The following is a 25,653-nucleotide window of genomic DNA, read 5'->3' as shown; positions in this document are numbered from 1 at the left end:
TTATTTAGGACGATTATTCTTTTATTTGAGTTTCCGATATTAGCATCAAAAATGAAGGAAAATGCATGTCAGAATAATATCCAACATGCACAACCTCCTTTATAACTCTCTAAAGCATGCATTTAGTGCATCTTTTATCGTTTCTACACCAACAATTTCAATTCCCTGCGGAAATTCCCAACCACCAATATTCGAAGAAGGAATGAAAGCTCTTTTAAATCCAAGCTTCGCCGCTTCAATGACTCGCTGTTCTATACGTGATACCCGACGGACCTCACCTGTCAGTCCGACCTCACCAATAAAGCAATCCGTTGCACGCACTGCCTGATCCTTAAAACTAGATACAATGCTTGTCAACACCGCTAAATCTATTGCTGGCTCATCCAGCTTGACACCACCAGCAACTTTAATATATGCATCCTGAGCTTGTAGCATGAGACCCATACGCTTTTCTAGTACAGCCATTAGCAATTGTACTCGGTTTTGATCTACACCTGTGGCCATACGTTTAGGATAGTTAAAGCTCGTAGGCGTAACTAAGGATTGAATTTCAACAAGGATTGGCCTTGTCCCCTCCATTGAGGCTACAATAGTTGACCCCGCCGCACCTTGTGAACGCTCCTGTAAAAATAACTCAGAAGGGTTTAGAACTTCCTTTAACCCACCTTGAAGCATTTCAAATATAGCAATTTCATTTGTAGATCCGAAGCGGTTTTTTTGGCTTCGTAAAATACGATGATTATGATGTCTCTCCCCTTCAAAGTACAGTACAGTATCCACCATATGCTCTAAAATACGTGGCCCTGCAATTTGTCCCTCTTTTGTGACATGCCCTACTAGAAAAATAGCAATACCTTTTGTTTTAGCGATTCGCATCAGCTCAGCTGTACATTCACGAACCTGTGAGACACTACCTGGGGCGCTTGTTACTTCTGGATGAAAAACCGTTTGTATGGAATCGACGATGACAAATTTAGGTTGTACTTCATCAATGGTTTGGTTTAAAAACTCTAGGTTTGTTTCAGAGTATATGTAAAGCTCTTGAGAAATCACTCCTAAACGCTCTGCTCGTAATTTCGTTTGACGAATAGATTCCTCTCCAGAAATATAAAGTACGCGATGCCCTTTATTCGAGAGTAATGCGGAAACCTGTAATAGTAATGTTGATTTCCCTATTCCAGGATCACCCCCAATTAATACTAGAGAACCAGGTACAATGCCACCGCCTAATACACGATTGAGTTCGCCCATTTCTGTTGCTACGCGCGATTCTTCAGTAGCTTCCACTTGGATAATCGGGATTGCCTTTTGAGTAACTGTAGCAGAATGTTGAAATGCTCCACGTGGGCCTTTTGCAACCATTTCTACTTCTTCCACCATTTTATTCCATTCACCACACCCAGGGCATCTTCCCATCCATTTAGCAGATTCATAGCCACAGCCTGAACATACAAATTTCGTTTTTTTCTTTGCCAAATTGCTTTCACCTCGAATATTTGTTCTTATCCTTAATTGTACAGAAAAAAAGACAGCTTGGCACTTAAAGCCTTACTGTCTTTTCTTGAAATTATTTAGAGATGGAAACTCCCTCTTTTTTCTTTACAACAAACTCATCGTTTACGTAATCAATGACAACCTGATTACCTTTTTCTACATTACCCTTTAGTAATTCTTCTGATAATCGATCCTCTACTTGTTTTTGTAATGCACGACGTAGAGGACGAGCACCATATTGAGGGTCATAGCCTTCTTCAGCAATTTTTTCAAGTGCTGCATCAGTCAGCTCTAACGAAATGTCTTGCTCTTGCAAGCGTTTTGTTAAAGCATTGCCCATCATCGCAATGATTTCTTTTAAGTGCTCTTTTTCTAATGCGTGGAAGACAATCATTTCATCGATACGGTTTAAGAATTCTGGACGGAATGCTTTTTTCAATTCTTCTAACATCGTACCCTTCATGTCTTTATGCTTAGACTCTGCACCACCTACATTGAAACCAAGGTTCTTTTGGTATTTTAATGCATCCGCACCAACGTTTGAAGTCATAATGACCACTGTATTGCGGAAGTCTACTACACGTCCCTTAGAGTCTGTTAAACGACCATCTTCAAGCACTTGCAATAGAATATTGAATACATCAGGGTGTGCCTTTTCAATTTCATCTAATAAAACGACTGAATATGGCTTACGGCGAACTTTCTCTGTCAGTTGGCCACCATCATCGAAGCCTACATAGCCCGGAGGTGAACCTACTAAACGAGAAGTCGAATGTTTCTCCATGTACTCGGACATGTCAACACGAATCATCGCATCCTCATCGCCAAACATTACCTCAGCAAGTGCTCTTGCAAGCTCTGTTTTACCAACGCCTGTAGGTCCTAAGAAGATAAATGAGCCAATTGGTCGTTTTGGATCTTTTAAGCCTGCTCTTGCACGACGTATTGCACGAGAAATCGCTTCTACTGCTTCTCCTTGCCCTACTACACGTTTGTGTAACTCTTCTTCAAGCTGTAATAACTTCGAAGATTCTTCAGAAGCAATTTTAGCTACTGGGATTCCTGTCCACATTGATACAACTGCTGCTACATCATCCACAGTCACTTTAGATTCGGCTTTACCTTGCTCTTCTTTCCAATTTTTTCGAGTAGCTTCAATTTCATCCTTCAGCTTTTGCTCTGTATCTCTTAGCGCTGCTGCCTTTTCAAATTCTTGACCTGATACGGCTGCATTTTTTTCAGAACGAACATTTTCAAGCTTATCCTCAAGCGCCTTTAAGTTTGGTGGTACTGCGAATGAGCGTAAGCGTACTTTAGAACCTGCTTCATCGATTAAGTCAATCGCTTTATCTGGTAAGAATCGATCAGAAATATATCTATCACTCATTTTTGCCGCTGCTTCAATGGCTTCATCTGTAATTTTCACACGGTGATGTGCTTCATAACGATCACGTAAGCCTTGAATAATTAGAATAGCCTCTTCCACTGTCGGCTCATCCACTTGGATTGGTTGGAAACGACGCTCTAAGGCCGCATCCTTTTCAATGTACTTGCGGTACTCATCAAGTGTTGTGGCACCAATACATTGAAGCTCCCCACGTGCTAAAGATGGTTTTAAGATATTTGATGCATCAATCGCACCTTCAGCACCACCCGCACCAATTAATGTATGCAATTCGTCAATAAATAAAATGATGTTGCCTGCTTGGCGAATTTCATCCATCACTTTTTTCAAACGATCTTCAAATTCTCCACGATATTTTGTACCTGCAACAACTGTCCCCATATCTAGTGTCATTACACGTTTGTCACGAAGGATTTCTGGCACTTCGTTATTAATAATTTGCTGTGCCAATCCTTCAGCAATCGCTGTTTTACCAACACCTGGCTCACCAATCAATACAGGGTTATTTTTCGTACGACGCGATAAAACTTCAATAACTCGTGTAATTTCCTTGCTTCGGCCAATAACAGGGTCTAAAGTACCTTCACGTGCAATTTGTGTTAAATCACGTGCTAGACTATCTAATGTTGGTGTATTGGCAGCTTGGGCTGCTTGTTGACCAGATTGTGCATTATCATTATTACCTAATAGCAATAATACTTGCTGGCGAGCTTTATTTAAACCGACTCCCGCATTGTTTAAAACGCGAGCTGCCACGCCCTCACCTTCACGTATAAGCGCCAATAATAGATGCTCTGTACCGATATAGGAGTGACCTAGTTTACGTGACTCATCAACAGATAATTCAATTACTTTTTTAGCTCTTGGTGTATAATGAACAATTGGACCGACATCTTCTTTGCCCTTACCAACTAATTCTTCAATGCCAGCTTCAATCATTTGAGGACTAATATCAATGGCTTCTAACGCTTTCGCAGCAATACCGCCGCCTTCACGTATAAGCCCTAATAGAATATGCTCTGTACCGATAGATTCGTGCTTCCAACGAATAGCCTCTTCCTGAGCAAGCTGTAATACTTTTTGCGCGCGTTGTGTAAAACGATTAAACATCATATAAATCCTCTCCTTTTTCCCCATTTATAGGCTTATTCGCATGTTCTTGAGATAATGTCTCACGAAGCATCTCCGCTCGTACACGATCCCGCTCAGCAGGTGGTAATGCCTCACCTGCATAGTGCTGTAAAAAACCTGGTTGCATACTAACAACACATTCATTTAAGGTCGTTGTTTGTATACCATCAATCAATTGTAAATCTACTCCTAAACGAACATTAGATAGGCAAGTAGCAGCTTCCTCACTTGTTAAAATTCTTGCATGTGTAAGGGTACCTAAAGCTCGATATACGCGATCTTCTAGCGCAAGCTCTGCCTTTTCCATTAATTTACCTCTTGCATGCCGCTCTTTTTGAATAATCTTTTCAGCGACACTTTGTATATCTGCTAAAATATCTTCCTCTGTCTTCCCAAGTGTAATTTGGTTAGACACTTGATAAACATTCCCTAAATTTTCGCTTCCTTCACCATATATACCTCTTACAGTCATTCCTAAGCGTGTCATGGCATTTATAATTTGATTCATTTGCCCAGTTAATGTAAGAGCGGGTAAATGCATCATGACGGATGCTCGTAGACCCGTACCAATATTCGTTGGACAGCTTGTTAAATAACCAAAAGTATCTCGAAAAGCATACGGTAATACTTTCTCTAGGATACGATCAATCTTATTTGCTTGTTCATAAGCACTTTGAAGTTGAAAACTTGCTGTCATACATTGAATGCGTAAATGATCCTCTTCATTCACCATAATGCTAACGGATTCGTCTTCAGAGAGTAGTATAGAGCCCACTTGCTCTTTTTTAGCCAGTTGCGGGCTAATCAAATGCTTTTCTACAAGAATTTGACGCTGTAAAGGGGTTAAATCCTTTATAGCAAAATAAGCATAATCATTTTGAAGAGTTGGGCTATCGCTGACAGCATGTGTAACGGCCTGTTCCACTTGCAGTGCCTCATTTTCTGAAAACGCTAATGGAAAACGATAGCCATCTAAATTTCGTGCAAGGCGGATCCGTGTACTAATGACGATATCTGAGTAATCATCTTTGATATGCATCCAAGTTGGTGTCGCACGCTCTAAAAATGATTCAATCATCATGTCACATCACCACCTTCAAATTGTAGATGCTTCTCTAGCTCTTTAACTTCATCACGTAGCTTCGCCGCTTCTTCAAACTGTTCCTCATCTACGGCGGATTTCATACGCTTGCGGATATCTTCTATTTGCTTTTTAATAACATACACATTACTGCGAGCACCAGGCATTTTTCCAATGTGTTGTGGACCTGCCTGAATACGATTAAAAAGCTTTGGCAAATGATCTCCAAATGTGTCATAACAGCTTGGGCACCCGAATTTTCCTTCTTTTAAAAACTGCTTATACGAAAATCCACATTGTGGGCATGTTTGCTGTTGTGGTTGTACCTGTTGTTTTTCCCCCACCTTTTGCCATGTAGGAGAGCCAAACCAGTTAGACAATAACTGTTGAATAGATACTGGCTCTTGTTTAAACTCTGCATGAAATGGATGGAATTGTGAGGCGCAGACGTCACAATAATGATGCTCTACTTTTTGCCCACTTTGAACTTGTGTTACTGTAACTGTCGCATTACGTTGTTTACAATGTTCGCATATCATTTCCATCACCTCACTATTTTTGTTGTTCATATTTTATTGTTGTCAGCATTGCTCGCAATATTTTTGATCGAATGACATCTCTTAATGGGAGATGCAAGTCGATCGTGGAGCGATCAATTGCTGCTAACATTAATTTCGCTTCTCGCTTGGAAATTACCTGCTCATCAATGAGTCGATAAACCAAATCTTCTGCCATTGTTTGTGATGCCCCACCTTCAATTTGCCTGAGAACATCGTCGATTAAATCAATCTGTGAATTCGCGCGGACACGTAAAATTCGAATGTATCCACCACCACCACGTTTGCTCTCAACAAGGTAACCCCGCTCGGCAGTAAATCTTGTATTAATAACATAATTTATTTGTGATGGTACACATTGAAATTTATCAGCGATTTCACTACGTTTAATTTCAATATGCCCTTCTCCACCTAATTCAAGTACTTGCTTTAAGTAACCCTCTATGATGTCTGATATATTACGCATTTTAGGAATACACCTCGCTTGCTTCACTGACTTTGACTATCTTTGACTTTCTTTGAGTATATTATACAAAACGCTTGAAAAAAATTGCAATGATTTCGCCCATAGAAAAGTGGAAAGTCTTGAAAAAGGCTTTTTAAGAGCCGAAAAGAGCCCTTTTTCGATCATTTGTTTACGGTTTAATAATTTCCTTATACACCTAATGTACCCTTATTCGTCATAGAAAAAACGCAAGCATATGCAACTAGCATATACTTGCGTCTATGAAAATTATACCCAGCGACCAACAATTGGATAACGCCAAGGTTCATCAGACAATGCTTTTACGATACCGATGATCGGTACCACAAATACCATAATGCCGAAAATGATTAAAAATGGTAAGCCAATAAGGACAAAGCTTAAACCAACAGAGATAGCAATTAAAACACCCATGACAATTTGGAATAGCAGTGCTTGAATAGAAATTGCCTTTACTTCCTCATCCGAACTAATTAAAAAGAAAATAATGGGCACTAACCATGGCGCAAAAAATGCACTTGCGTGTATGATTACTTTAGACCATTTAGTCTCCATATATATCAACCCTTTCTTTGAACTTTATTCTATGTTTTATGTACTACTATTTACGGAACTATACCCGTAATAGTTTCACATTAAGAAAGATTTTTTAAAATTTTTTTGAAAGGCTGTGAGGAGCGTTGGAATTTAACAACACATTAGCAAATGAATATGAAAAGGGTATTCGCCGTACATTGCCTAGTTATGATGCCATGCTACGTTTAATACAAACTTTTTATCATTCTAGGCTATCAGAAAATGCTAACATGCTAGTCGTGGGAGCAGGAAGTGGCAATGAAATTATACAGCTTGCAGAAGGAAGACCTCACTGGTCATTCACTGGCATTGATCCATCAGAATCCATGCTTACTATAGCTAAAGAGCGTTTACTCACTCTTCCTAATGATATGTCATTCCATCAGGCTACAATACTTGATGCTTCGCTGCCCTCTACTCAGTATGATGCGGCAAGTTGTGTTCTCGTCTTGCATTTTATTCATGATTATAAAGAAAAGCTCGAAACAATAACAGAAATAGCAAGACATTTGAAACCTGGAGCACCATTTGTCCTTGTTTCAAAATATGGTCAGCTAGGCTCTTTAGAAACAGAACTACAATTTGATTTATGGCGTTCTTATTGGCTACAGCATACTAGACTTTCTTTATCCGATGTAGCAGAGATGGAAAAATCCATTCGTTCCCTTTCTTTTATGAGTGAAGAAGAAATTTTAATACTTTTACAAAGTGCGGGTTTTACTAAACCTTCTAGATTTTTTGCCACTACTTTGTTCGGTGGTTGGGTATGCTTTAAAGAGGAGCGCTAACTATTTTGTAGTAAATAATTTGAGGTGAAAACCGTGATAAGCACCATTGGCATTACAAAGCAACAACAATTGTTAAAGGATTTTCCATTAGAAGAGATACATCAGCAAGAATTTGAATGGTATTGGGTTGATTTTAATTGTCCTACAGCCGAGGAGGAATCATTGTTGGATACATTTTTCCACTTTCACCCTCTCGCTATTGAAGATTGCTTAATGAGGTTGCAGCGTCCTAAGCTCGATTTTTATGATGATTTTCATTTCTTTGTCATTCATCGGGTAAACGAAGAGACGTTAGCTGCGGAGGAGGTTAATATTTTTGCCTCCAATAAATTCATTATAACCTTCCATAAAAATCCTGTCCCTGAGATAGAGAAGGTGCAAAAGATGCTGGAAAACCAACCGAAGAATTGGGAGCGAGGTACTGTATACCTAACGTATCAAACTATCGATAAAATTGTTGACAGTTATTTTCCACTCGTTTACAAAATTGAAGATCATCTAAATGCTTTAGAAGGTGAACTTACATACCAAAGTAATGTAAATGCCATGAAAATTGTCTTCGAGTTCCGTAGTGACTTGCTTGACTTAAGACGTACTATTTTACCAATGCGTGATCTTTTATATCGCATTCTCAATTCTTACCGTTTCTCACTAAAAAAGTCGGAGAGAGCTTATTTTGGAGATATCTACGACCATCTACTTAAGCTAACAGAGATGGTTGAATCTAATCGAGAGCTTACAGCAGACATGCGGGATAGTTATATGGCTATGAGTTCTAGCCGAATGAATGGCATTATGATGACTTTAACAATTGTATCAACTATCTTTATACCACTTACCTTCATTGCTGGTGTGTATGGGATGAATTTCGATAACATGCCTGAGCTACATGGGCAATACAGCTATTTTATTGTACTTGGGATTATGATAATTATCGTTATCTTTATGTTGGCTGTCTTTAAACATAAAGGCTGGTTTAAACTGTTTAAACCATAAAAAGACTGCTCGTTTTAATGAAAACGAGCAGTTTTTTTAATCTATTAATACGGTCCTCTGTCATCAATCTTATTATCACCCTGCTGTGGAAATAAAAAGTAGGCTAATACCCCTGATCCCAAAGCTGCACATATGGTAATTAATAATTGCTCAACATCTGGTACCTCAGCATGGTAGTTTCGTAGCATATAAACAGAACCAATGGCAACAATCACCATGACAGGAATAACAAATTTAAAACGTTTTTTCTCCATACCACCCCTCCTTCCATTTTTTATTTTCGTACGATTTTTAGATTGCTAAACAGTTCGTATTTTACAGGTTTCCTATTTTAAATTCAAATTTACATCGCTTCACCATTTGGACTAACAATAAAGTAAAAAAATAAAGAAATATCCAATTTTTTAACCAAATATTCAGCAAATAATAGTAAAATAAATTTAATCCCATTTATTTATTAAATATACAAACCTAACAAATTTCAAAAGTGCTTATTTACTTACAATTTATTATGGATATTAAGAATGGAGCAAATAATAATGAGTTGGTTTTCAAAAAATAGTAGTTCTAGCTACGCAATTACATTAACACCTGAAAATTTTAAGAGCGGTGTACAGTTAGATGTATTGAACCACCCCAATCTTCAAAAACAATTACAACTTTTAAATTTAACACTTGAGGATTTAGCTATCATTAAGCAGCTACAGCCTTTAGCTAAAGACCTAATTCCTGAAATGGTGGAGAAATTTTATGCAGCCATTAGTTTGAGCCAAGATTTACTTGATATTATTAATAGAACATCTCATATTGATCGTTTGAAAATCACGTTACATAAACATTTAAGTGACATTTTTGAAAGTCATATTAATGATGCCTACATTGCTGAACGAAAAGCCATTGCTGAGGCTCACGTTCGAATTGGCTTGCAGTCAAAGTGGTATATTGCCTCATTCCAGTCACTCACTACTACTTTTGCAAACTTTGTGAACGAGGTGGATATTTCTAAAACAGATGCTATTCGTGCTATAAACGCTTTTTGTAAAATCATTAATTTTGAGCAACAACTCGTGATTGAGGCATATGAAAAAGAGGAAGAACGTATTCGCTCAGCAGCAGATGCAACAAAAAATTCCCTTGTAACGACGATCCAAAGTACTGCAGAAGAGCTTAATGCCATTAGTGAAGAAACAGCCGCATCATTATTAGTGATTTCCTCACAAACAGATGATATTGCTGTAGCAACCAAGCAAGGATTGAACTTCGTAGCAGATACACAAGAAAAATCAAGACGAGGCCAACAGCAATTGAAAGAACAAAATGATTTAATCCAAGTTATTTTGCAAAGTGTCAATGGTCTTGAGGTAACGATGAACCAACTACGTACCTCTTCTCAAAAAATTTCTGAAATCGTTGGGCTAGTTACAGGCATTGCTGATCAAACCAATTTATTAGCATTAAATGCTTCTATTGAGGCTGCACGAGCTGGAGAACATGGGAAAGGTTTTGCAGTAGTGGCTGAGGAAGTTCGTAAACTTGCGGAGGAAACAAAAAATGCCGTCCAAAATGTTTCTCACCTTATTAAGGAAACAGAAAGTAATATTACGACTATGGCTAATTCAGTTACTAATGTTGATCAAAAAATTCAACATAGTGTCAATACACAAGAAAGTTTATCCAAGTCATTTAATGATATTGCTGATGCAGTTTCTGGCATTCAGCAGCAATACGTAAATACATCTAGAGATATTTCAGCTATATCTAATTTAATCACTGAATTATCGCAAGGTGCTACACTAGTCTCTTCTTCTTCCGACTCGCTCATTAATGTTGTCAATGAACTAAATATGTAAAATAAAAAAGGGAACTCATTTGGAGTTCCCTTTTTCCTTAATGCGGCAATGCACGTTTTTGTTTACGGTGCTCTCGTCTTGCTGGCCCAGTTTCAAATAAACGCTTCTCTTCATCTGTTTCAGGATAGATTGAGGGAACTGGTACGGGTTTCCCTTCCTCATTTACTGCAACCATTGTGACAAATGATTCTGTCGTTAATTTTTCCTCGCCAGTCTCAATATTGCGAGAAACAACGCGAACATAAACCTCCATTGAAGAACGTCCTGTAGACGAAACAATACTCTCGATTTCAAGAATATCTCCTACATGTGCAGCGGATAAAAAATCAACCGAGTCAATAGAAGCTGTCACTACAAGGCCTTTCGCATGTTTCATTGCTGTAATAGCAGCAATTTCATCAATATAAGCTAACACTCTTCCACCGAAAATAGAATTGTGATTATTTGTGTCTGGGGGTAATACGAGACGCGATTGAACCGTACGTGATTGGCTCATGGGTACAGCGTTGTTTGGCATAATTCTTGCAACTTCCCTTCTCATGTTGTTCTTTCGTCATCGTATCGCAGAAAAAGAGCTGATGCAAATTTAGAACGATTTTTTCATCGAAATAAATTTCATATCAGTCATTTCTTCTATAGCCCACTTAATTCCTTCACGTCCATAACCACTCATCTTTACTCCACCATATGGCATGTTATCTACTCGGAATGTCGGAATATCATTAATAATGACAGCACCAGCCTGTAATTCATCTGCTGCATATAAAGCATCTGACAATATATTCGTGTAAATACCTGCATTTAGGCCAAGGTCCGACTCATTTACAAGTCGAATTGCGTCGTCTAATGTTTCATATGAAACAATTGAGACGATTGGTGCGAATGTTTCCTGACAAACAATTTTCATATCAGCTGACACATTCGTCATAACTGTTGGCGTTAAAGTACGTTCAGTAAATACGCCTCCAGTTGCAATCATAGCCCCCTGTTCTTGTGCCTCCTCAATCCATTCCCTAATACGTTCCACTTCATTTGGATTTATCATGGCACTAACATCTGTTGTCTTCTCTAATGGATCTCCTACTATAAGCTTTTCTGTTTCTGCAACAAATGCTTTAGTAAATTCATCAATAATAGAGGAATGCACATATATACGTTGTAACGAAATGCATACTTGTCCAGCAAAGTTAAAAGCACCGCTTACACAACGACTGATAATTTTATTTATTGGCGTAGATGGTTCGACAATTACTGCAGCATTAGAACCCAGCTCTAAAGTTACTTTACGTAAGCCTACTTTTTCTTTAATCTTCAAACCAACCTTACCACTACCTGTAAAGGTTACTTTTTTGACATATGGATGTGTGACAAGCGTATCACTAAGCTCACCCCCACTTCCTGTCACAATTTGTAATGCCCCATCGGGTAATCCTGCATCTCGGAAAATTTCTGCCATAACGATAGCACTTAGTGGCGTTTGTGTTGCTGGCTTTAATACAACTGTATTGCCCACTGCAAACGCTGGGCCTAACTTGTGTGCCACTAAATTGAACGGAAAATTAAATGGCGTAATGGCTGATATTACACCTAAAGGTTCTCTTTTTGTCCAGCCTATTCGATCTCCTGCTCCAGGGGCTGCATCCATTGGAACCGTCTCACCTTTTGCCTGTTTAGCTCCTTCAGCTGCAAATTGATAGGTTGCGATTGTACGGTCAATTTCAGCTAAACCTGCAACAATAGGTTTTCCAGCCTCTAAGGCTAAAATCTCTGCAAGTTCTTCTTTTCTTTGTCGCATTATATCAACGACTTTATATAATATTTCGGCACGTTCGTAGGCTGTTGTCTTTTTAAACGATTGGAATGCCTGCTGCGCACCTTCGATAGCTTTCTCTACATCTTGAATAGATGCTTTAGCTACATGAGCAATAACCTCACCGCTATATGGAGAAGCTAGCTCATAGCTTTCCTCTGCATCATGCCACTGACCATTAATCCAAAGTTTTGTATCCTTCATCCTTCAAATGCACCTCCAAATAATCATGTTCTTCTTTATTCTATCACGAAGAACTTGAACTAGACGCAATGGCAGCTGCACTAACCGCTGCAATCATTGCTGCTTGCTGTGCTTGGATTAATAGCTCAATAGAAGACATAATGGTCATGGACAAAGACTTTTGTACCTTTGCCATATCATAAATAGCAAATTGTACAGCCATAAAGAGCACAAATTCACGATGCCACTTTAATAACTTCATGTCTTTTAATTCATGGTATAAATCAATCAACCCTTGAAGTTGTGCTTTATCCAGATTAAGTATGGCTAAAAAGCCAAGTAAAGGATAATGCATAGCCTTGACTTTAACGTTTTGCTTTTTGAGCCCATCACGAAGGGTTACAACATCGGGTACTAGCTGACCATCAAATTTGGGTGATAAAAATGTTAATACCTGTGAAAGCCATTGGAGCTCATTGCCAGCATTAAAATTATATGTTCTTAGTTCTTTATAGTATCGATTCATGGTATCCGCGCGCAATTCAACATCATCAGATGGACTGCTTAATAATATGGCATAAGGAATGTCCTCATATGAGGTTAAAAATGGATGATGTTTACGTATAGCATCAAATAAGGCTCTTGCCACCTGTGCATGCGTCTTTTTATCCTGTTCATCCTCCGTCAAGAATTGTGCTCCAATATAGCTAAAATTGCCGCTTCTGAATTTCGCTTCCTTTAAGATGCTCACATTTGTAATTAAATTCTTCACTGCCTTTTCTGCATCATCTTGCTCCATGAGGTTGGCAGCAATACTATATCCAACGGTTGTCCGTAAAGGAGACAGCCATGAAGATTGCTTCTTCATCTCTTGTAAAACATTTTTATACTTCGTTGCATCAAAAGTTTTTCCTGAGGCTACAAATGTACTAGCAATAGCTAACACAATTTTACGGTCCACCGTCCAGCCTGCAGCCTTTGATACCTCCTCTACTGTATTGGCAAATTCATTTTCAATCATCACATAATCCATATTTATCACACTCCTTTACCCGTTTTACGTAACATAATGTGAGAAAGATTCACCCTCTTTGTAACAATTAACATAAAAAGTAAACATAATTTAATGTATGTTACTTACTTTATTTGATTTAATAGAAAATATTAACAACCTATAAAGGAGGTATGGCCGATGTTAGCAAAAACCACAAAGAAACTATTATTTACCATGACCTTAAAGGATCGATTAAATCTATTCCTTTTCCTAAAAAATTCATCCAATAATATCGCTTTACATACTCTTTTCCATAAAAATTAATATCAAAACACTTGAACGCCCAAAATCAATATTCATCATTTCTATAAGAAAAGAGTCATGTGTCCTAAAGCCTCCCTTTCCATACAATAACTTTTCTACTTCCAGATAAAAAAACAGCGGCAGAAAAACTTTGCCGCTGTACAGATAACTTGTTAAATTAACCCTAGCTCTTGCAGTTCTTCAGAGTTGAAGGCTCTTGACCTTGTTAGGAAACGTTTTCCTTCTACGCCCTCGAGTGAAAACATGCCGCCTCTGCCGTCCACCACATCCAATATGATTTGTGTATGCTTCCAGTAATCATATTGATTTTTGTGCATATAGAAAGGGGCACCACCTACTACACCAAGGCACACATCCTGATCTCCTATTAGCAAATCCCCTTCTGGATAACACATTGGTGAGGAGCCATCACAGCATCCGCCTGATTGATGAAACATAACGGGCCCATGTTTCTCTTTTAATAGATCGATTAGTGCTAGCGCTTCTTCCGTAGCTAGTACACGTTCAACCACGCTCATGCACCTCCCTACGAATTAGAAGAAACCAAGTTTGTTTTCGCTATAGCTAACTAATAAGTTTTTCGTTTGTTGGTAATGCGCTAACATCATTTTATGATTTTCACGACCAACACCCGACATTTTGTAGCCACCGAATGCAGCATGTGCAGGATATGCGTGGTAACAGTTTGTCCAAACACGACCAGCTTGAATTTCACGACCGAAGCGATATGCCGTATTTATATCTCTCGTCCAAACACCTGATCCTAAACCATATAATGTATCATTCGCAATTTCCAATGCTTCCTCTTTCGTTTTAAATGTCGTGACAGCAACTACTGGTCCAAAAATTTCTTCTTGGAATATACGCATTTTATTATGTCCTTTGAAAACAGTTGGTTTAATGTAGTAGCCATTTTCGAAGCCTTCACCTACATTATTTTTGTCTCCTCCAATTAGACATTCTGCACCTTCTTGCTTACCAATATCTAAATAAGAAAGAATTTTTTCCATTTGTTCACTAGATGCCTGTGCACCCATCATTGTGTTTGGATCAAGTGGGTTGCCAACTTTAATGGCTTCTACTCGCTGTAATACGCGCTCCATAAATTTATCGTAAATTGATTCCTGAATCAGTGCACGGGAAGGACAAGTACATACTTCCCCTTGATTTAGAGCGAATAGCACAAAGCCTTCAACAGCTTTATCTAAAAAGGCATCATCTTTATCCATAATATCTTCAAAGAAAATGTTTGGCGACTTACCACCCAGTTCTAATGTTACTGGAATAAGATTTTGAGAAGCATATTGCATAATTAAACGCCCTGTTGTTGTCTCACCTGTAAAGGCAATCTTACCAATGCGTGGATTTGATGCAAGCGGTTTCCCTGCTTCTAAGCCAAATCCATTTACAACATTAATGACACCTGGTGGTAGTAAATCTTCTATTAATTCTAAAAGCACCATAATAGATGCTGGTGTTTGTTCTGCAGGTTTTAATACGACACAGTTTCCAGCTGCAAGTGCTGGCGCAAGCTTCCATACAGCCATTAATAACGGGAAGTTCCAAGGTATAATTTGGCCAACTACGCCAATTGGCTCGTGGAAATGATAAGCAACTGTATCGTTATCTATTTGGCTTACTGAGCCCTCTTGAGCACGTAATACCCCAGCAAAATAACGAAAATGATCAATTGCAAGAGGGATGTCTGCATTTAATGTTTCGCGTACCGCTTTACCGTTATCCCATGTTTCAGCAACGGCTAGCTTTTCTAAATTTTGCTCGATACGGTCCGCAATTTTAAGTAAAATGTTTGCGCGTTCTGTTGGTGATGTTTTACCCCATGCATCCTTAGCAGCATGTGCCGCATCTAATGCATGTTCAATATCCTCAGCTGTGGAACGTGCTATTTGTGTAAAAACTTGTCCAGTAACAGGAGTAACGTTATCAAAGTATTGACCCTTCACTGGGGGTGTCCATTCGCCACCGATATAATTATCATATTTCTCTTTGAATTGAACTACCGATCCTTCAGTGTTTGGAAATGCATAAACCATTTTACTTCTCCCCTTTACACAATTTAATGAGAACTATCTACAAAAAACGTTATTTTATATCGGAATAACAATATTTTCATAGAAACCCTCTCACCTAATATATTGTCAGAAACATAAAATAATTTCAACTTTTTCAAAAACTTTTCCAACTAATTTATTTTTGCTAGAAAAGCTTCTAGCATTCACTGTATGTGCGACGTTAAGGTATACTTAAAAATAATATAAAATATAGGAGAACAATATGCGTATTAATAAATATTTAAGTGAAACAGGCATCATATCTCGTCGTGGTGCTGATAAATGGATAGCAGAAGGAAAGGTAACAATTAACGGAGAACTGGCAACGGTTGGTAGTCAAGTTGAAACAGGAGACATTGTTTGCGTGGATGGAAAAGAGGTAAAGAAAGAACAACAGCTTGTTTACATTGCTCTAAATAAACCTGTCGGCATTACAAGTACGACAGAGCGTCATATAAAAGGCAATGTTGTTGATTTTGTCAATCATCCTCTACGTATTTTTCATATCGGGCGTCTTGATAAGGAATCAGAGGGGCTATTATTATTAACGAATGATGGTGATATCGTCAATAAAATTCTACGTGCTGAAAATCATCATGAAAAAGAATACATTGTTCAAGTTGATAAGCCTATAACTGCGCAATTCATCCAAAAAATGGGTGCAGGTGTTGATATTTTAGATACAACAACCTTACCATGCCATGTGGAAAAGATTTCAGATAAAGTATTTAAAATCATTTTAGAGCAAGGCTTAAACCGCCAAATTCGTCGAATGTGCTCAGCACTAGGGTATTCCGTTAAGCGTCTACAACGCATTCGTATTATGAATATTAAGCTTGGTAATTTAAAGGTAGGGCAATGGCGTGATTTAACGGAGAAGGAACGAACAGAACTATTCAAACTACTCAATTACACACCAAAATAGATACATCCAAAGGGAGGGACGAGGACTATGATATCCATTCAAAGCACAGAACAACTAACAGGGGTACGAATTAGCGCGGATTATTGGGATTTAGATGAACTAATTAATGCTATTTATAAAGTAACTGGTGACGAAAATAAATACTATGATTATCAGGGTCCTCGACTACGTATTTTAAGCGTTTGCTATAAACTAAGACATGCTATGCTTGGTGAGCATCACCTAGAGTTTGTTAGTAATGGACTTAATAAGAGTGTTCTAACACAACATGAACTCATCTTTCCAAATAAGAATGTCTATTTTTCAACAGAAATTCTTTGGCCAGAAATTATCTTTAGTGCAATCGCATTAAATGATTTTATTGAACTGCACCAAAAATTAAACAATGCTTCTATATGGAATCATGAGATAGCTATTATACGTAAATTTCAAGCGGCTATTGCTGAATGTTTAGAGCAGGAGGTAAGTGACGAAGATTATGTTGTGTTTTTAAGAATGTTACATGCTAAAAACCCCTTAACTTTCCGTTTTGCAACACAATACGTTGATGTTTTAAATCTAGAGTATATTGAATTAAGTAAAGAGGAACGTCAGGCACATTTAGCTGCATTTGCTGTGCGATTAATGGTAGAGGACCATGAATATGTAGCATTAAAATCCCACCTGATGGAAGCAGCTATGGCAACGAAACAAGCATTACATGATATTCAAATTCAACTTAATTATCCTGAAGAAATACTGTGGTGAACGAATCATGCCGTCTCAAAATAATTGAGACGGCTGTTTTTCTATTCAATTGTTTTGTAGGCCATTTTATAAATAACTTCCTTGTGCTGAGGATAATCTACTAAAAGCTCTTCCTGTGTGAACAATTCAAAGTCCTCAAAGTCAAAGCCTGGCGCCACCATACATCCGACTAAACTAAACGTCTCAGATTCCTCCACCGACGAGCCGAAAATTGTATGCTTTGGTACTGCAAGCTGAGGGACTTCCCCCGCTTCTATATTCAAGCCAAGCTTCTTCGCTTCATATGTCCCATCTGGGAAAATCATATGAACTGTTAGTGGGCTTCCAGCGTGATAATACCATAGCTCGTCCGATTGTAGACGATGTAAATGTGAAATATCCTGTGAGCGCAGAAGGAAATATATACTAGTATAAATCGGTCTCTGTACATCTCTCACTGCTATATCGTCTGATGCACGAAACGATGAAATGTAATAGCCCCCTTCAGGATGTTCGGCTAACTTTAAATGTTCAATAAAATATTGTGCTGAATACTTCAAAAAGCATCACTCCTTTTTTCAACCTTACCAAAAAGTAAAGTGGAAATGCTACCTCTGATTTTCTTTCAACATACAAGCCAAAAAGGACATCTCAACATGAGATGTCCTACCATTTTTATAATCCGCCTAAATAAGCTGCCTTTACTTGCTCACTCTCTTGTAGCTCTTTTGCTGAACCAGATAAAACAATACGCCCTGTTTCAAGTACATATGCACGGTTAGCGACAGATAATGCCATATTAGCATTTTGCTCTACAAGTAATACGGTTGTTCCTTCTTTATTAACCTGCTCAATAATATTGAAGATATTTTTCACCATCAACGGTGCAAGACCCATCGAAGGTTCATCCATTAATAACAGTTTTGGTTTTGCCATTAAGGCGCGCCCCATCGCCAGCATCTGCTGTTCCCCACCAGACAATGTACCTGACTGCTGTTTTCGGCGCTCTAATAATCGTGGAAATAACTCGAAAACATGATCCATATCTTTCTTAATACCTGCTTTATCATTACGCAGATACGCACCAAGCTCTAAGTTTTCCTCAACTGACATATTGGCAAAAACACGGCGTCCTTCTGGAACGTGAGAAATCCCTGATTTAACAATAGTCTGTGCCGCTTTCCCAGCTATCGAAAAGCCTTCGTATTCGATAATGCCACCTTTTGGCTTTAATAAACCTGACAATGTCTTTAAGAGCGTACTTTTTCCAGCACCATTTGCACCGATTAACGTTACAATTTCACCCTCGTTTACTTCTAAAGAGAGGCCCTTTAATGCTTGGATATTGCCATAAAAAACATCGATATTTTGTACTTTTAGCATTAGCCGATAACCTCCTCTCCAAGATATGCTTCTATTACCTTTGGATTGTTGCGAATTTCTTCTGGTGTCCCGTCAGCGATTAATTGTCCGTGATCAAGTACGTAAATGCGCTCACAAATACCCATAACTAAGCTCATATCATGCTCAATCAGCAATATTGTTAAACCGAACTCTTTACGAATAAATGCAATTAGCTCCATTAAATCGTGAGTTTCTTGTGGGTTCATCCCTGCTGCTGGTTCATCCAATAGAAGCAGTTTGGGATTTGCTGCTAACGCACGAGCAATCTCTAAACGACGTTGCATCCCGTATGGCAAATTCTTAGCTAGCTCATCTTTATAGACATCTAAGCCAAAGATTTTTAAGAACTCAATGGACTGTTGCTCCATTTCGGCCTCACCTTTGAAATGCGTAGGTAAACGAAAAATAGAAGCCCACATAGAATGCTTTGCAAGTGAATGATTGGCTACCTTTACATTGTCAAGAACAGATAGCTCTTTAAATAATCGAATATTTTGGAACGTACGGCTGATCCCTTTCTGTGTAACCTGATAGGGTGCAAGTCCATTCAATTTCAGACCATTAAAAGTAATTGTACCTTCCGTAGGTGTATATACCCCTGTTAACATATTAAAGCTAGTTGTTTTTCCAGCTCCGTTTGGCCCAATAAGTCCTACCAACTCGCCTTGGTTAAGGTACATATTAACACCCTGTACTGCCTTTAAACCACCGAATTGAATACCCATATTTTCAACATTGATAAGAAGGTTTCCAGTCATTATTTCGTACCTCCCTTTTTACCAAACTTAAATAATTGTGTTATCTCTTTCGTTCCCATTAAGCCTGTTGGACGATAAAGCATCACGATAATTAATACTAAACTGTAAATAATCATACGCGTTTCTGGGAAGTTTGCTAGATAAGTAGACACGACTGTTAGGAAAATCGCAGCAATCACTGAACCAGAAAGACTTCCTAAACCACCAAGTACAACGTAAATTAAAATATCAAATGATTTTAAGAAACCGAATGTTGTCGGTTGAATAATGTAAAAGTTATGTGCAAAAATGGCTCCTGCTAGACCTGCGAAGAAAGACCCAATCGCAAATGCAACAACTTTATAGTAAGTTGTGTTAATACCCATCGCATCTGCTGCTATTTCATCTTCTCGAATGGAAATACACGCACGCCCATGACGAGAATTTGTAAAGTTTGAGATAACTAGAATCGTTAACACTACGCCAAAGAATGCGTATGTCCAGTTCGATAAATATTTAACCTGCATCCCTGCTGCGCCACCAACATAATCCGTATTTAAAAAGATAATACGAATGATCTCTGCAAATCCAAGTGTAGCAATCGCTAAGTAATCCCCTTTTAAACGAAGCGTTGGAATCCCTACGATTAAACCAGCAACTGCTGCTGCAGCAGCCCCTAATAAGATGGCCAATGGGAATGGTAACATTAACTTTGTTGTAATAATAGCGGATACATATGCTCCAACTGCAAGGAACCCAGCATGCCCAATTGAAAACTGTCCAGTAACACCAATAACAATATGCAAGCTGACAGCCAACATGATGTTAATACACATTGTGATCAACATATTTTTATAGTACAAATCAATTACTTCTGTTGTAATCAACAATTGTACAACTGCATAGATGACTAGCGCTATTACGGCATAGCCCCAGAAAACTTTAGACTTTTTCATAAAACCGCTCACCTACACTTTCTCACGGGCGTTTTTACCAAAGATACCCGATGGTCTGAAGATTAAGATTAAAATTAAAATAACGAATGCCGCTGCATCACGCCATAACGAGAAGCCAAGTGCACTTACTAAGGACTCTACAACACCTAGTAACATACCACCAACCATAGCGCCAGGGATGATACCAATACCACCAAGAACAGCTGCGATAAATGCTTTAACCCCAGGAATAACCCCCATTAACGGGTCAATTTTTGTATAATAAACCCCAAAGATAACACCTGCTGCACCAGCTAAAGCTGAACCAATCGCAAACGTTGCAGAGATTGTATTGTCAACGTTAATACCCATTAAGCGAGCTGCATCTGCATCGTGGGAAACGGCACGCATCGCTTTACCGATTTTTGTTTTATGTACGATGAATTGTAAAAGAATCATCAGTACAACTGCGACTGATAAAATTAAGATGGAAGTACTGCTGATTTGAACGCCAAAAATATCTAATGATTTATTTTTGAAAACTTCAGGATATGCTGCTGGTTGTGCACCTCTGAAGAAAATTGTTGTATATTCAATTAATAGCGATACACCTATCGCTGTAATTAAAGCTGCGATACGTGTCGCATTTCGTAAACGTTTATAGGCAATACGTTCAATTAATACACCAAAAATTGCACAAACTAACATCGCCAATAATAATGCTGGGAAGAAACCAAGCTCCCATTTAGCAATAGCGTAAAAGCCAATAAATGACCCAATCATGAAGACATCACCATGAGCAAAGTTAATCAGCTTGATAATACCGTATACCATCGTATACCCTAACGCTATTAACGCGTAGATACTTCCAAGTGAAATACCGTTCACAAGTTGCTGTATCCATTCCATGCGCATTCACTCCTTTAAATTTTCCGAAAATTGAAAAATAAGTACATAGGTCGATACTAAAAGTTATGTTTTGCTCTACGATTCTAGTTATCTAACACACAAAAAAGGAAGGCGTGTTTACCCGCCTCCCCCTTGCTTACAAAACATTAAGGATTAACTTTAGAGTTGAACACTTGTTTACCGTCTTTAAATTCAAGAACTGTTGCTGTTTTAATTGGGTTATGATTTTCGTCAACTGAGAAAGTACCTGTTACTAAAGAAAGATCTTTTGTTGCAGCTAATTCATTTTTAATTGCTTCCCCATCTGTAGAGCCTGCACGTTTAATTGCATCAGCAATGTAGTAAATTGTGTCATAACCAAGTGCGTTGAATGCGTCAGGCGCTTTGTCACCATTTGCCGCTTTAAATGCCTTTACAAAATCTTGAATTTTTTGATCTGGGTCTTCAGCAGAATAGTGGTTTGTGATGAATGTGTTATTCAATGCATCCGCGCCAGCTAATTCAATTAATGTTGGAGAATCCCAACCATCAGCACCCATCAGAGGTACATCAATGCCCATTTCACGTGCTTGTTTAACAATCAAACCAACTTCTTCATAATATCCAGGGATAAAAATAAAGTCTGGATTTGCGGCTTTAATATTTGTTAATTGTGTACGGAAATCTGTATCCTTCGCTACATAAGCTTCTTCTTTTACAACTTTTCCGCCACTCTTCGTAATCGTTTCTTTAAAGGATTTTGCTAAACCTTTTGCATAGTCTGATGCATTATCTGCAAAAATAGCTACATTTTTCGCATCTAGCTCACCTGAAGCAAAATTAGCTGCTACAATCCCCTGGAATGGGTCAATAAAGCATGTACGGAAAGCATATTCATTAACACTGCCATCCTCATTTACCGTGATATTCGGTGCTGTACCAGAACCCGTAACAATAGGAATTTTATTATCATTTGCAATTTGAACAGTAGCTACTGTATTACCTGAAGTTGCAGGTGCTAGCATTGCTACTACTTTATCCTGCGTTGCTAGTTTAATAGCAGCTGAAGTTGCTTCAGAGTTCTCTGATTTATTATCTACTTTAATCAGTTCAATTTTCTTACCATCAATACCGCCAGCATCATTAATTTCTTTTACAGCCAGTTCTGCACCTAGCCCAATAGAGGAACCATAAGATGCTACATTCCCTGAAAGCTCTAAGTTGGCACCGATTTTAATTGTATCGCCATCAGATGAACCTCCGCCTGATGATGAGCCTCCGCCAGAACTTGAATCGTCTCCGTTACCGCAACCAGCAAGAACACCAGCAAGTAATGAAGATGCTACTAAAAGTGAACCGAACTTCTTAAGCTTTTTGCTCTCTCTCATAATTAAATTCCCCCTGAAAATTTCTCAAATATTAGATATTTCTGATAATTATAAACAATTAAATTCATTTACTCAATAGCCAAAATAATTATTTATAACTATCTAAAAACAAAAGAAAATATTATTCATATAAGCCTTTTTCATTGTAAAACATTCTTTATATTTAGTCTAGAGCGATTTTTCAGTATAATTAGTTATTTATGAATTATCTTTTAATTCAAACTATAGACTAGTACAAAACTATCAGATGAAATTGTTTTTTCAACATAAAGTCTGCTTGATTTATAGAACATCTTCCTCTATTACAATTATTTCCCTGAAAATAATCAAAAGAATACGAATAACTAATTGCTAATATCTGTACTGCTAACAAGAAAAAGCTTAGAGTGGGTTTCCCCATACTCTAAGCTTTTTTTAATTCAAAGACACAAAGGCGCTCATTAATATTTGTTTCATTTTCTAAATGCACTTCATGAAGCAACTCAAATGGTGTTCCATGATGTAAAAATTGTAAATAATCGTAAGGCGGATAATATAAAATTATATGAATATCTCGCATTCGCTGCTCATAGGATTTCCAAATATTGTGAATGACTGTGCGAAAAATATGGATTGAAAAAGGATTAAAAAAGAAAAACACATTATCACGTGACTTTATTTCATATGATTCGGCTATTGTATGAATAAACTTAATAGGGGCATGTGCTCTCATTTTTTGAAGATAACTACGTTTATTTTCTTCAGCCTCCGTATAAAACCCTGCATCCATTTCTATCCCAATGGTTGGTATATGGAACTTATGGTGCACATAAATAGGAACTCGCCCTTTCCCGCACCCCATATCAATAAATACTGGATTGTCAGGCATCTGATACGCAGCGAATAATTGCTCCAATCCTCTGTAGGGTGTTGGCTCATAACGATGATAGTGTGCAAGCTTAGGAAAGCCATATTGCTCTCCCACCGTGTTTATATGCAAATGTTTATCAAATTGCTGTTCATTCATATGAAAGGACTCCTCAGAAAAGAATGCTTTATTTTAACACGATAAAAAGCAAAAACCATACCCAAAGATATTGGATATGGTTATTTTCTAACGACCTCTACGTTTAAATTTAACAACAAAGAGAAGTGCAAGAAGGAGTAGCACTAGGCATGTAATGGCTGTAAACATTGTATTTTTATCAATAACAGGCTCGTGATTCGCAGCTTCACTATTCGCACCAGGCATTCCCATTGGGGCTCCATTTCCATCAGGAGGTTGCATTTGTTCTCCATTTTGTCCATTTCTCGGACCCTCGCCCTCTCTATTAAAAGGTGGGCTCTTTGATGGATCAAAGTCCTCTGGTAGCTGACTTGGATCAAAATCATCTGGCATCCAATCCATTTCACCATTTTCACTTGGTATTGGCATACCCATATTGCCCTGAGAAGACGTAGATGCTTCCACAACAAGCTCCCCAGACAGTTGCTTTAATATAGATTCTGAGCGCTGTTTGGCAAATTCCGGCAAGCTATTTTCACCTTCAACTGCTTCTAAAAACTGCTCCGTAGTAGAGAATTTGGTTGGATCCGCCTCCACATAAGTAGTTAATAAGACAGCTAACTTTTTAGTAATGGATTGCACATACTCTTCTGTTAAATAAGTTGTCGCTAGTTCTTCTAAATAACCTTCATATTTGTCACGATATTCATCATTCGAAAGCAATGCCTTCAAGAGTGGCCGCTCCTCTAATGTTGTGCCAGAAACAGGTGTTGTCACACTAAAATTAATAGCACTATCATTTATTAGATTGCCCGACATGCCCATTCCCATGTCAACGCCGCCACCTCGTTGTTGCTGCATACCCCCATCGCCAGTTTGATCGGGTTGTCCATTGTTTTGTGCCACTGGTTTTTCCATATTAGTAGTAACGTCAGCTTGATTTTCACCGTTTCCTCCTGCTATTCTACCGCCTCCAGCCCCAAAGCCACCAAAGGACATGTTGTAATCCCAAGGAATAATAGAAAACACACCGTTCTGTTCATATAAATAATAGTTATGTTTCATATTCCCTTGATAACTATCTAAATTCACAAGTGCTGTGTTGACGGCAAAATAACGTAACATTTCATCCACATCGATATACTTTTCTATGTCTCCACCATTATTAATTGCGTCTAGCATTTCAACTAATTTGGATTGATTAATATTACCTTCATTTGTTTTTAATCCGATACCTGTATAGTCTTCGATATCGTCGCTTATATATTTTAAATCGCTGCCTGTCCCATCTGGCTTAAATAAAAAACCATCATTAGAGCCGTAATTATTAGCCAGGAATGTCTCATCAACAGCTTCTACCCCTAAGAACAAACCACGCTCCTCACCATTCACTGTGACATACATATAGGAGTGTGCTGGTGTTGGTAAACCCATTTGCTCCATCAGTTCATAGGAGATATACTCTCTCATTAATGTAGAGTCACTATAATTATTGTTTAAATTAAATTTTTTTAAGCCATACAAGCTTTGTGTATCATCATAATAATCAAAATCGATTTTTAAGCTATAGCGATCTGAGTCACTATTGACAACCGATCGTAATGATAGATTGCCCTTTGTACGAATAGCAACATTCTCAACTTTCTTGCCGTTTACTGTAATATCTGCTTGTTTTAATTCTTCAGCAGAAGCATTTTCGAGCATGTCAGCCCAATCTTCCTCAGCAATTTCAATATCAACTGTTGTTACTTTATTTTTATTAAATACTATATTCTCATAGGAGAACTCAGAATTTTTCGTTTCAATGCCTACATTCGGAAGTACAGCATATATCACGACAAAGAGAAGGAGTAAAATCACCATGCATAGATAGACAATTCGTGTTTTAATCATAGCCGTCACCTCTCATCGTAGTTCTAT

At 38.1% G+C, this 25,653-nt stretch carries 25 protein-coding genes and 1 pseudogene; 6 read left to right on the top strand and 20 right to left on the bottom strand.

Annotated elements, in window-relative coordinates; all coding sequences use genetic code 11:
- Positions 1-99: 99 nt before the first annotated feature.
- From radA to ACHZEU_RS14250, 6 genes are all read right to left on the bottom strand, one after another.
- Positions 100-1,476 carry a DNA repair protein RadA gene (radA, locus tag ACHZEU_RS14275; RefSeq protein ID WP_004233577.1) on the bottom strand — a complete coding sequence of 459 codons (1,377 nt, stop codon included), beginning with the start codon at positions 1,474-1,476 and terminating at the stop codon, positions 100-102.
- A 91-nt stretch (positions 1,477-1,567) separates the two neighbouring features.
- Entirely contained in the window at positions 1,568-4,012 is a 2,445-nt protein-coding gene (locus ACHZEU_RS14270) for an ATP-dependent Clp protease ATP-binding subunit (RefSeq protein WP_048395540.1), read from the bottom strand.
- Positions 4,002-5,111 carry a protein arginine kinase gene (locus ACHZEU_RS14265; protein WP_048395539.1) on the bottom strand — a complete coding sequence of 370 codons (1,110 nt, stop codon included), beginning with the start codon at positions 5,109-5,111 and terminating at the stop codon, positions 4,002-4,004. The genes ACHZEU_RS14270 and ACHZEU_RS14265 overlap by 11 nt, the downstream gene beginning before the upstream one ends.
- Entirely contained in the window at positions 5,108-5,650 is a 543-nt protein-coding gene (locus ACHZEU_RS14260) for a UvrB/UvrC motif-containing protein (protein ID WP_004233574.1), read from the bottom strand. Before ACHZEU_RS14260 ends, ACHZEU_RS14265 begins: the two co-directional genes overlap by 4 nt.
- A gap of 13 nt (positions 5,651-5,663) precedes the next feature.
- The gene (locus ACHZEU_RS14255; RefSeq protein WP_004233573.1) at positions 5,664-6,134 is read right to left on the bottom strand and encodes a CtsR family transcriptional regulator; all 471 of its coding nucleotides are present in this window, start codon (positions 6,132-6,134) and stop codon (positions 5,664-5,666) included.
- 267 nt (positions 6,135-6,401) lie between these two features.
- Positions 6,402-6,707 (bottom strand): DUF4870 domain-containing protein, encoded by a 306-nt coding sequence (locus tag ACHZEU_RS14250; RefSeq protein ID WP_048395538.1) that lies wholly within the window; start codon positions 6,705-6,707, stop codon positions 6,402-6,404.
- A 125-nt stretch (positions 6,708-6,832) separates the two neighbouring features.
- On the opposite strand from ACHZEU_RS14250, the gene ACHZEU_RS14245 reads away from it, so the two are divergent.
- Positions 6,833-7,516, top strand: a complete 684-nt coding sequence (locus ACHZEU_RS14245; RefSeq protein ID WP_054548954.1) for a class I SAM-dependent methyltransferase — start codon at positions 6,833-6,835, stop codon at positions 7,514-7,516.
- Positions 7,517-7,549: 33 nt separating this feature from the next.
- Positions 7,550-8,512, top strand: coding sequence for a magnesium/cobalt transporter CorA (gene corA, locus ACHZEU_RS14240; protein ID WP_048395530.1), 963 nt, complete (start codon positions 7,550-7,552; stop codon positions 8,510-8,512).
- 44 nt (positions 8,513-8,556) lie between these two features.
- Here the strand turns inward: corA and ACHZEU_RS14235 are convergent, their stop codons facing one another.
- Positions 8,557-8,766 carry a hypothetical protein gene (locus ACHZEU_RS14235; protein ID WP_048395528.1) on the bottom strand — a complete coding sequence of 70 codons (210 nt, stop codon included), beginning with the start codon at positions 8,764-8,766 and terminating at the stop codon, positions 8,557-8,559.
- 270 nt (positions 8,767-9,036) lie between these two features.
- Here ACHZEU_RS14235 and ACHZEU_RS14230 point away from each other — a divergent pair.
- A pseudogene (locus ACHZEU_RS14230) lies at positions 9,037-9,549 on the top strand (protoglobin family protein); the annotation flags it as partial.
- A gap of 30 nt (positions 9,550-9,579) precedes the next feature.
- Complete coding sequence (locus ACHZEU_RS14225) at positions 9,580-10,362, top strand: methyl-accepting chemotaxis protein (protein ID WP_231595752.1); 783 nt, start codon at positions 9,580-9,582, stop codon at positions 10,360-10,362.
- Positions 10,363-10,399: 37 nt separating this feature from the next.
- Here the strand turns inward: ACHZEU_RS14225 and ACHZEU_RS14220 are convergent, their stop codons facing one another.
- The 5 genes from ACHZEU_RS14220 to adh form a co-directional block, all read right to left on the bottom strand.
- A complete protein-coding gene (locus ACHZEU_RS14220) occupies positions 10,400-10,879 on the bottom strand; it encodes an acyl-CoA thioesterase (protein WP_004233566.1) in 480 nt (159 codons plus the stop codon).
- A gap of 69 nt (positions 10,880-10,948) precedes the next feature.
- A complete protein-coding gene (locus ACHZEU_RS14215) occupies positions 10,949-12,376 on the bottom strand; it encodes an aldehyde dehydrogenase family protein (RefSeq protein ID WP_066038318.1) in 1,428 nt (475 codons plus the stop codon).
- Positions 12,377-12,419: 43 nt separating this feature from the next.
- A complete protein-coding gene (locus tag ACHZEU_RS14210) occupies positions 12,420-13,388 on the bottom strand; it encodes a DUF4003 family protein (protein WP_279493464.1) in 969 nt (322 codons plus the stop codon).
- 437 nt (positions 13,389-13,825) lie between these two features.
- Complete coding sequence (locus tag ACHZEU_RS14205) at positions 13,826-14,185, bottom strand: DUF779 domain-containing protein (protein ID WP_048395522.1); 360 nt, start codon at positions 14,183-14,185, stop codon at positions 13,826-13,828.
- 21 nt (positions 14,186-14,206) lie between these two features.
- The gene (gene adh, locus ACHZEU_RS14200; protein ID WP_004233561.1) at positions 14,207-15,727 is read right to left on the bottom strand and encodes an aldehyde dehydrogenase; all 1,521 of its coding nucleotides are present in this window, start codon (positions 15,725-15,727) and stop codon (positions 14,207-14,209) included.
- A 241-nt stretch (positions 15,728-15,968) separates the two neighbouring features.
- Here adh and rluF point away from each other — a divergent pair, with 241 nt between their 5' ends.
- Both rluF and ACHZEU_RS14190 read left to right on the top strand, forming a co-directional pair.
- Entirely contained in the window at positions 15,969-16,670 is a 702-nt protein-coding gene (gene rluF / locus ACHZEU_RS14195) for a 23S rRNA pseudouridine(2604) synthase RluF (RefSeq protein WP_048395521.1), read from the top strand.
- Between the two features lie 27 nt (positions 16,671-16,697).
- The gene (locus ACHZEU_RS14190) at positions 16,698-17,417 is read left to right on the top strand and encodes a DUF6904 family protein (protein WP_054548949.1); all 720 of its coding nucleotides are present in this window, start codon (positions 16,698-16,700) and stop codon (positions 17,415-17,417) included.
- A 41-nt stretch (positions 17,418-17,458) separates the two neighbouring features.
- Here ACHZEU_RS14190 and ACHZEU_RS14185 read toward each other — a convergent pair whose 3' ends face one another.
- The 8 genes from ACHZEU_RS14185 to ACHZEU_RS14150 all read right to left on the bottom strand — a co-directional run bounded on the left by ACHZEU_RS14185 (position 17,459) and on the right by ACHZEU_RS14150 (position 25,626).
- The gene (locus tag ACHZEU_RS14185; protein WP_054548948.1) at positions 17,459-17,956 is read right to left on the bottom strand and encodes a cupin domain-containing protein; all 498 of its coding nucleotides are present in this window, start codon (positions 17,954-17,956) and stop codon (positions 17,459-17,461) included.
- Between the two features lie 115 nt (positions 17,957-18,071).
- Positions 18,072-18,779 (bottom strand): ABC transporter ATP-binding protein, encoded by a 708-nt coding sequence (locus ACHZEU_RS14180; RefSeq protein ID WP_048395515.1) that lies wholly within the window; start codon positions 18,777-18,779, stop codon positions 18,072-18,074.
- Positions 18,779-19,558, bottom strand: coding sequence for an ABC transporter ATP-binding protein (locus ACHZEU_RS14175; protein WP_048395513.1), 780 nt, complete (start codon positions 19,556-19,558; stop codon positions 18,779-18,781). The genes ACHZEU_RS14180 and ACHZEU_RS14175 overlap by 1 nt, the downstream gene beginning before the upstream one ends.
- Positions 19,558-20,493: a branched-chain amino acid ABC transporter permease gene (locus ACHZEU_RS14170; RefSeq protein WP_048395511.1), complete on the bottom strand. Its 936-nt coding sequence runs from the start codon at positions 20,491-20,493 to the stop codon at positions 19,558-19,560. Before ACHZEU_RS14170 ends, ACHZEU_RS14175 begins: the two co-directional genes overlap by 1 nt.
- Positions 20,494-20,505: 12 nt before the next feature.
- Positions 20,506-21,381 carry a branched-chain amino acid ABC transporter permease gene (locus tag ACHZEU_RS14165; RefSeq protein ID WP_016992164.1) on the bottom strand — a complete coding sequence of 292 codons (876 nt, stop codon included), beginning with the start codon at positions 21,379-21,381 and terminating at the stop codon, positions 20,506-20,508.
- A gap of 146 nt (positions 21,382-21,527) precedes the next feature.
- On the bottom strand, positions 21,528-22,748 hold the full coding sequence (locus ACHZEU_RS14160) for an ABC transporter substrate-binding protein (RefSeq protein WP_016992165.1): 1,221 nt from the start codon (positions 22,746-22,748) through the stop codon (positions 21,528-21,530).
- Between the two features lie 403 nt (positions 22,749-23,151).
- Positions 23,152-23,754 carry a hypothetical protein gene (locus ACHZEU_RS14155; RefSeq protein WP_054548946.1) on the bottom strand — a complete coding sequence of 201 codons (603 nt, stop codon included), beginning with the start codon at positions 23,752-23,754 and terminating at the stop codon, positions 23,152-23,154.
- 87 nt (positions 23,755-23,841) lie between these two features.
- Positions 23,842-25,626, bottom strand: coding sequence for a CotH kinase family protein (locus ACHZEU_RS14150; RefSeq protein WP_103119007.1), 1,785 nt, complete (start codon positions 25,624-25,626; stop codon positions 23,842-23,844).
- Between the last annotated feature and the right edge of the window lie 27 nt (positions 25,627-25,653).

This window comes from Lysinibacillus sp. S1, assembly GCF_044986265.1.
Taxonomy (GTDB): domain Bacteria; phylum Bacillota; class Bacilli; order Bacillales_A; family Planococcaceae; genus Lysinibacillus; species Lysinibacillus capsici.
Note: the sequence above shows the minus strand (reverse complement) of the source record. Positions and strands in the feature narration are given on the sequence as shown.

Coding starts and splice junctions, on each gene's coding strand:
- ACHZEU_RS14270 (WP_048395540.1), bottom strand. CDS start 4,012: ATGATGTTTAATCGTTTTACACAACGCGCGCAAAAAGTATTACAGCTT.
- ACHZEU_RS14265 (WP_048395539.1), bottom strand. CDS start 5,111: ATGATGATTGAATCATTTTTAGAGCGTGCGACACCAACTTGGATGCAT.
- ACHZEU_RS14260 (WP_004233574.1), bottom strand. CDS start 5,650: ATGATATGCGAACATTGTAAACAACGTAATGCGACAGTTACAGTAACA.
- ACHZEU_RS14255 (WP_004233573.1), bottom strand. CDS start 6,134: ATGCGTAATATATCAGACATCATAGAGGGTTACTTAAAGCAAGTACTT.
- ACHZEU_RS14250 (WP_048395538.1), bottom strand. CDS start 6,707: ATGGAGACTAAATGGTCTAAAGTAATCATACACGCAAGTGCATTTTTT.
- ACHZEU_RS14235 (WP_048395528.1), bottom strand. CDS start 8,766: ATGGAGAAAAAACGTTTTAAATTTGTTATTCCTGTCATGGTGATTGTT.
- ACHZEU_RS14220 (WP_004233566.1), bottom strand. CDS start 10,879: ATGCCAAACAACGCTGTACCCATGAGCCAATCACGTACGGTTCAATCG.
- ACHZEU_RS14215 (WP_066038318.1), bottom strand. CDS start 12,376: ATGAAGGATACAAAACTTTGGATTAATGGTCAGTGGCATGATGCAGAG.
- ACHZEU_RS14210 (WP_279493464.1), bottom strand. CDS start 13,388: ATGGATTATGTGATGATTGAAAATGAATTTGCCAATACAGTAGAGGAG.
- adh (WP_004233561.1), bottom strand. CDS start 15,727: ATGGTTTATGCATTTCCAAACACTGAAGGATCGGTAGTTCAATTCAAA.
- rluF (WP_048395521.1), top strand. CDS start 15,969: ATGCGTATTAATAAATATTTAAGTGAAACAGGCATCATATCTCGTCGT.
- ACHZEU_RS14190 (WP_054548949.1), top strand. CDS start 16,698: ATGATATCCATTCAAAGCACAGAACAACTAACAGGGGTACGAATTAGC.
- ACHZEU_RS14180 (WP_048395515.1), bottom strand. CDS start 18,779: ATGCTAAAAGTACAAAATATCGATGTTTTTTATGGCAATATCCAAGCA.
- ACHZEU_RS14175 (WP_048395513.1), bottom strand. CDS start 19,558: ATGACTGGAAACCTTCTTATCAATGTTGAAAATATGGGTATTCAATTC.
- ACHZEU_RS14170 (WP_048395511.1), bottom strand. CDS start 20,493: ATGAAAAAGTCTAAAGTTTTCTGGGGCTATGCCGTAATAGCGCTAGTC.
- ACHZEU_RS14165 (WP_016992164.1), bottom strand. CDS start 21,381: ATGGAATGGATACAGCAACTTGTGAACGGTATTTCACTTGGAAGTATC.
- ACHZEU_RS14160 (WP_016992165.1), bottom strand. CDS start 22,748: ATGAGAGAGAGCAAAAAGCTTAAGAAGTTCGGTTCACTTTTAGTAGCA.
- ACHZEU_RS14155 (WP_054548946.1), bottom strand. CDS start 23,754: ATGAATGAACAGCAATTTGATAAACATTTGCATATAAACACGGTGGGA.
- ACHZEU_RS14150 (WP_103119007.1), bottom strand. CDS start 25,626: ATGATTAAAACACGAATTGTCTATCTATGCATGGTGATTTTACTCCTT.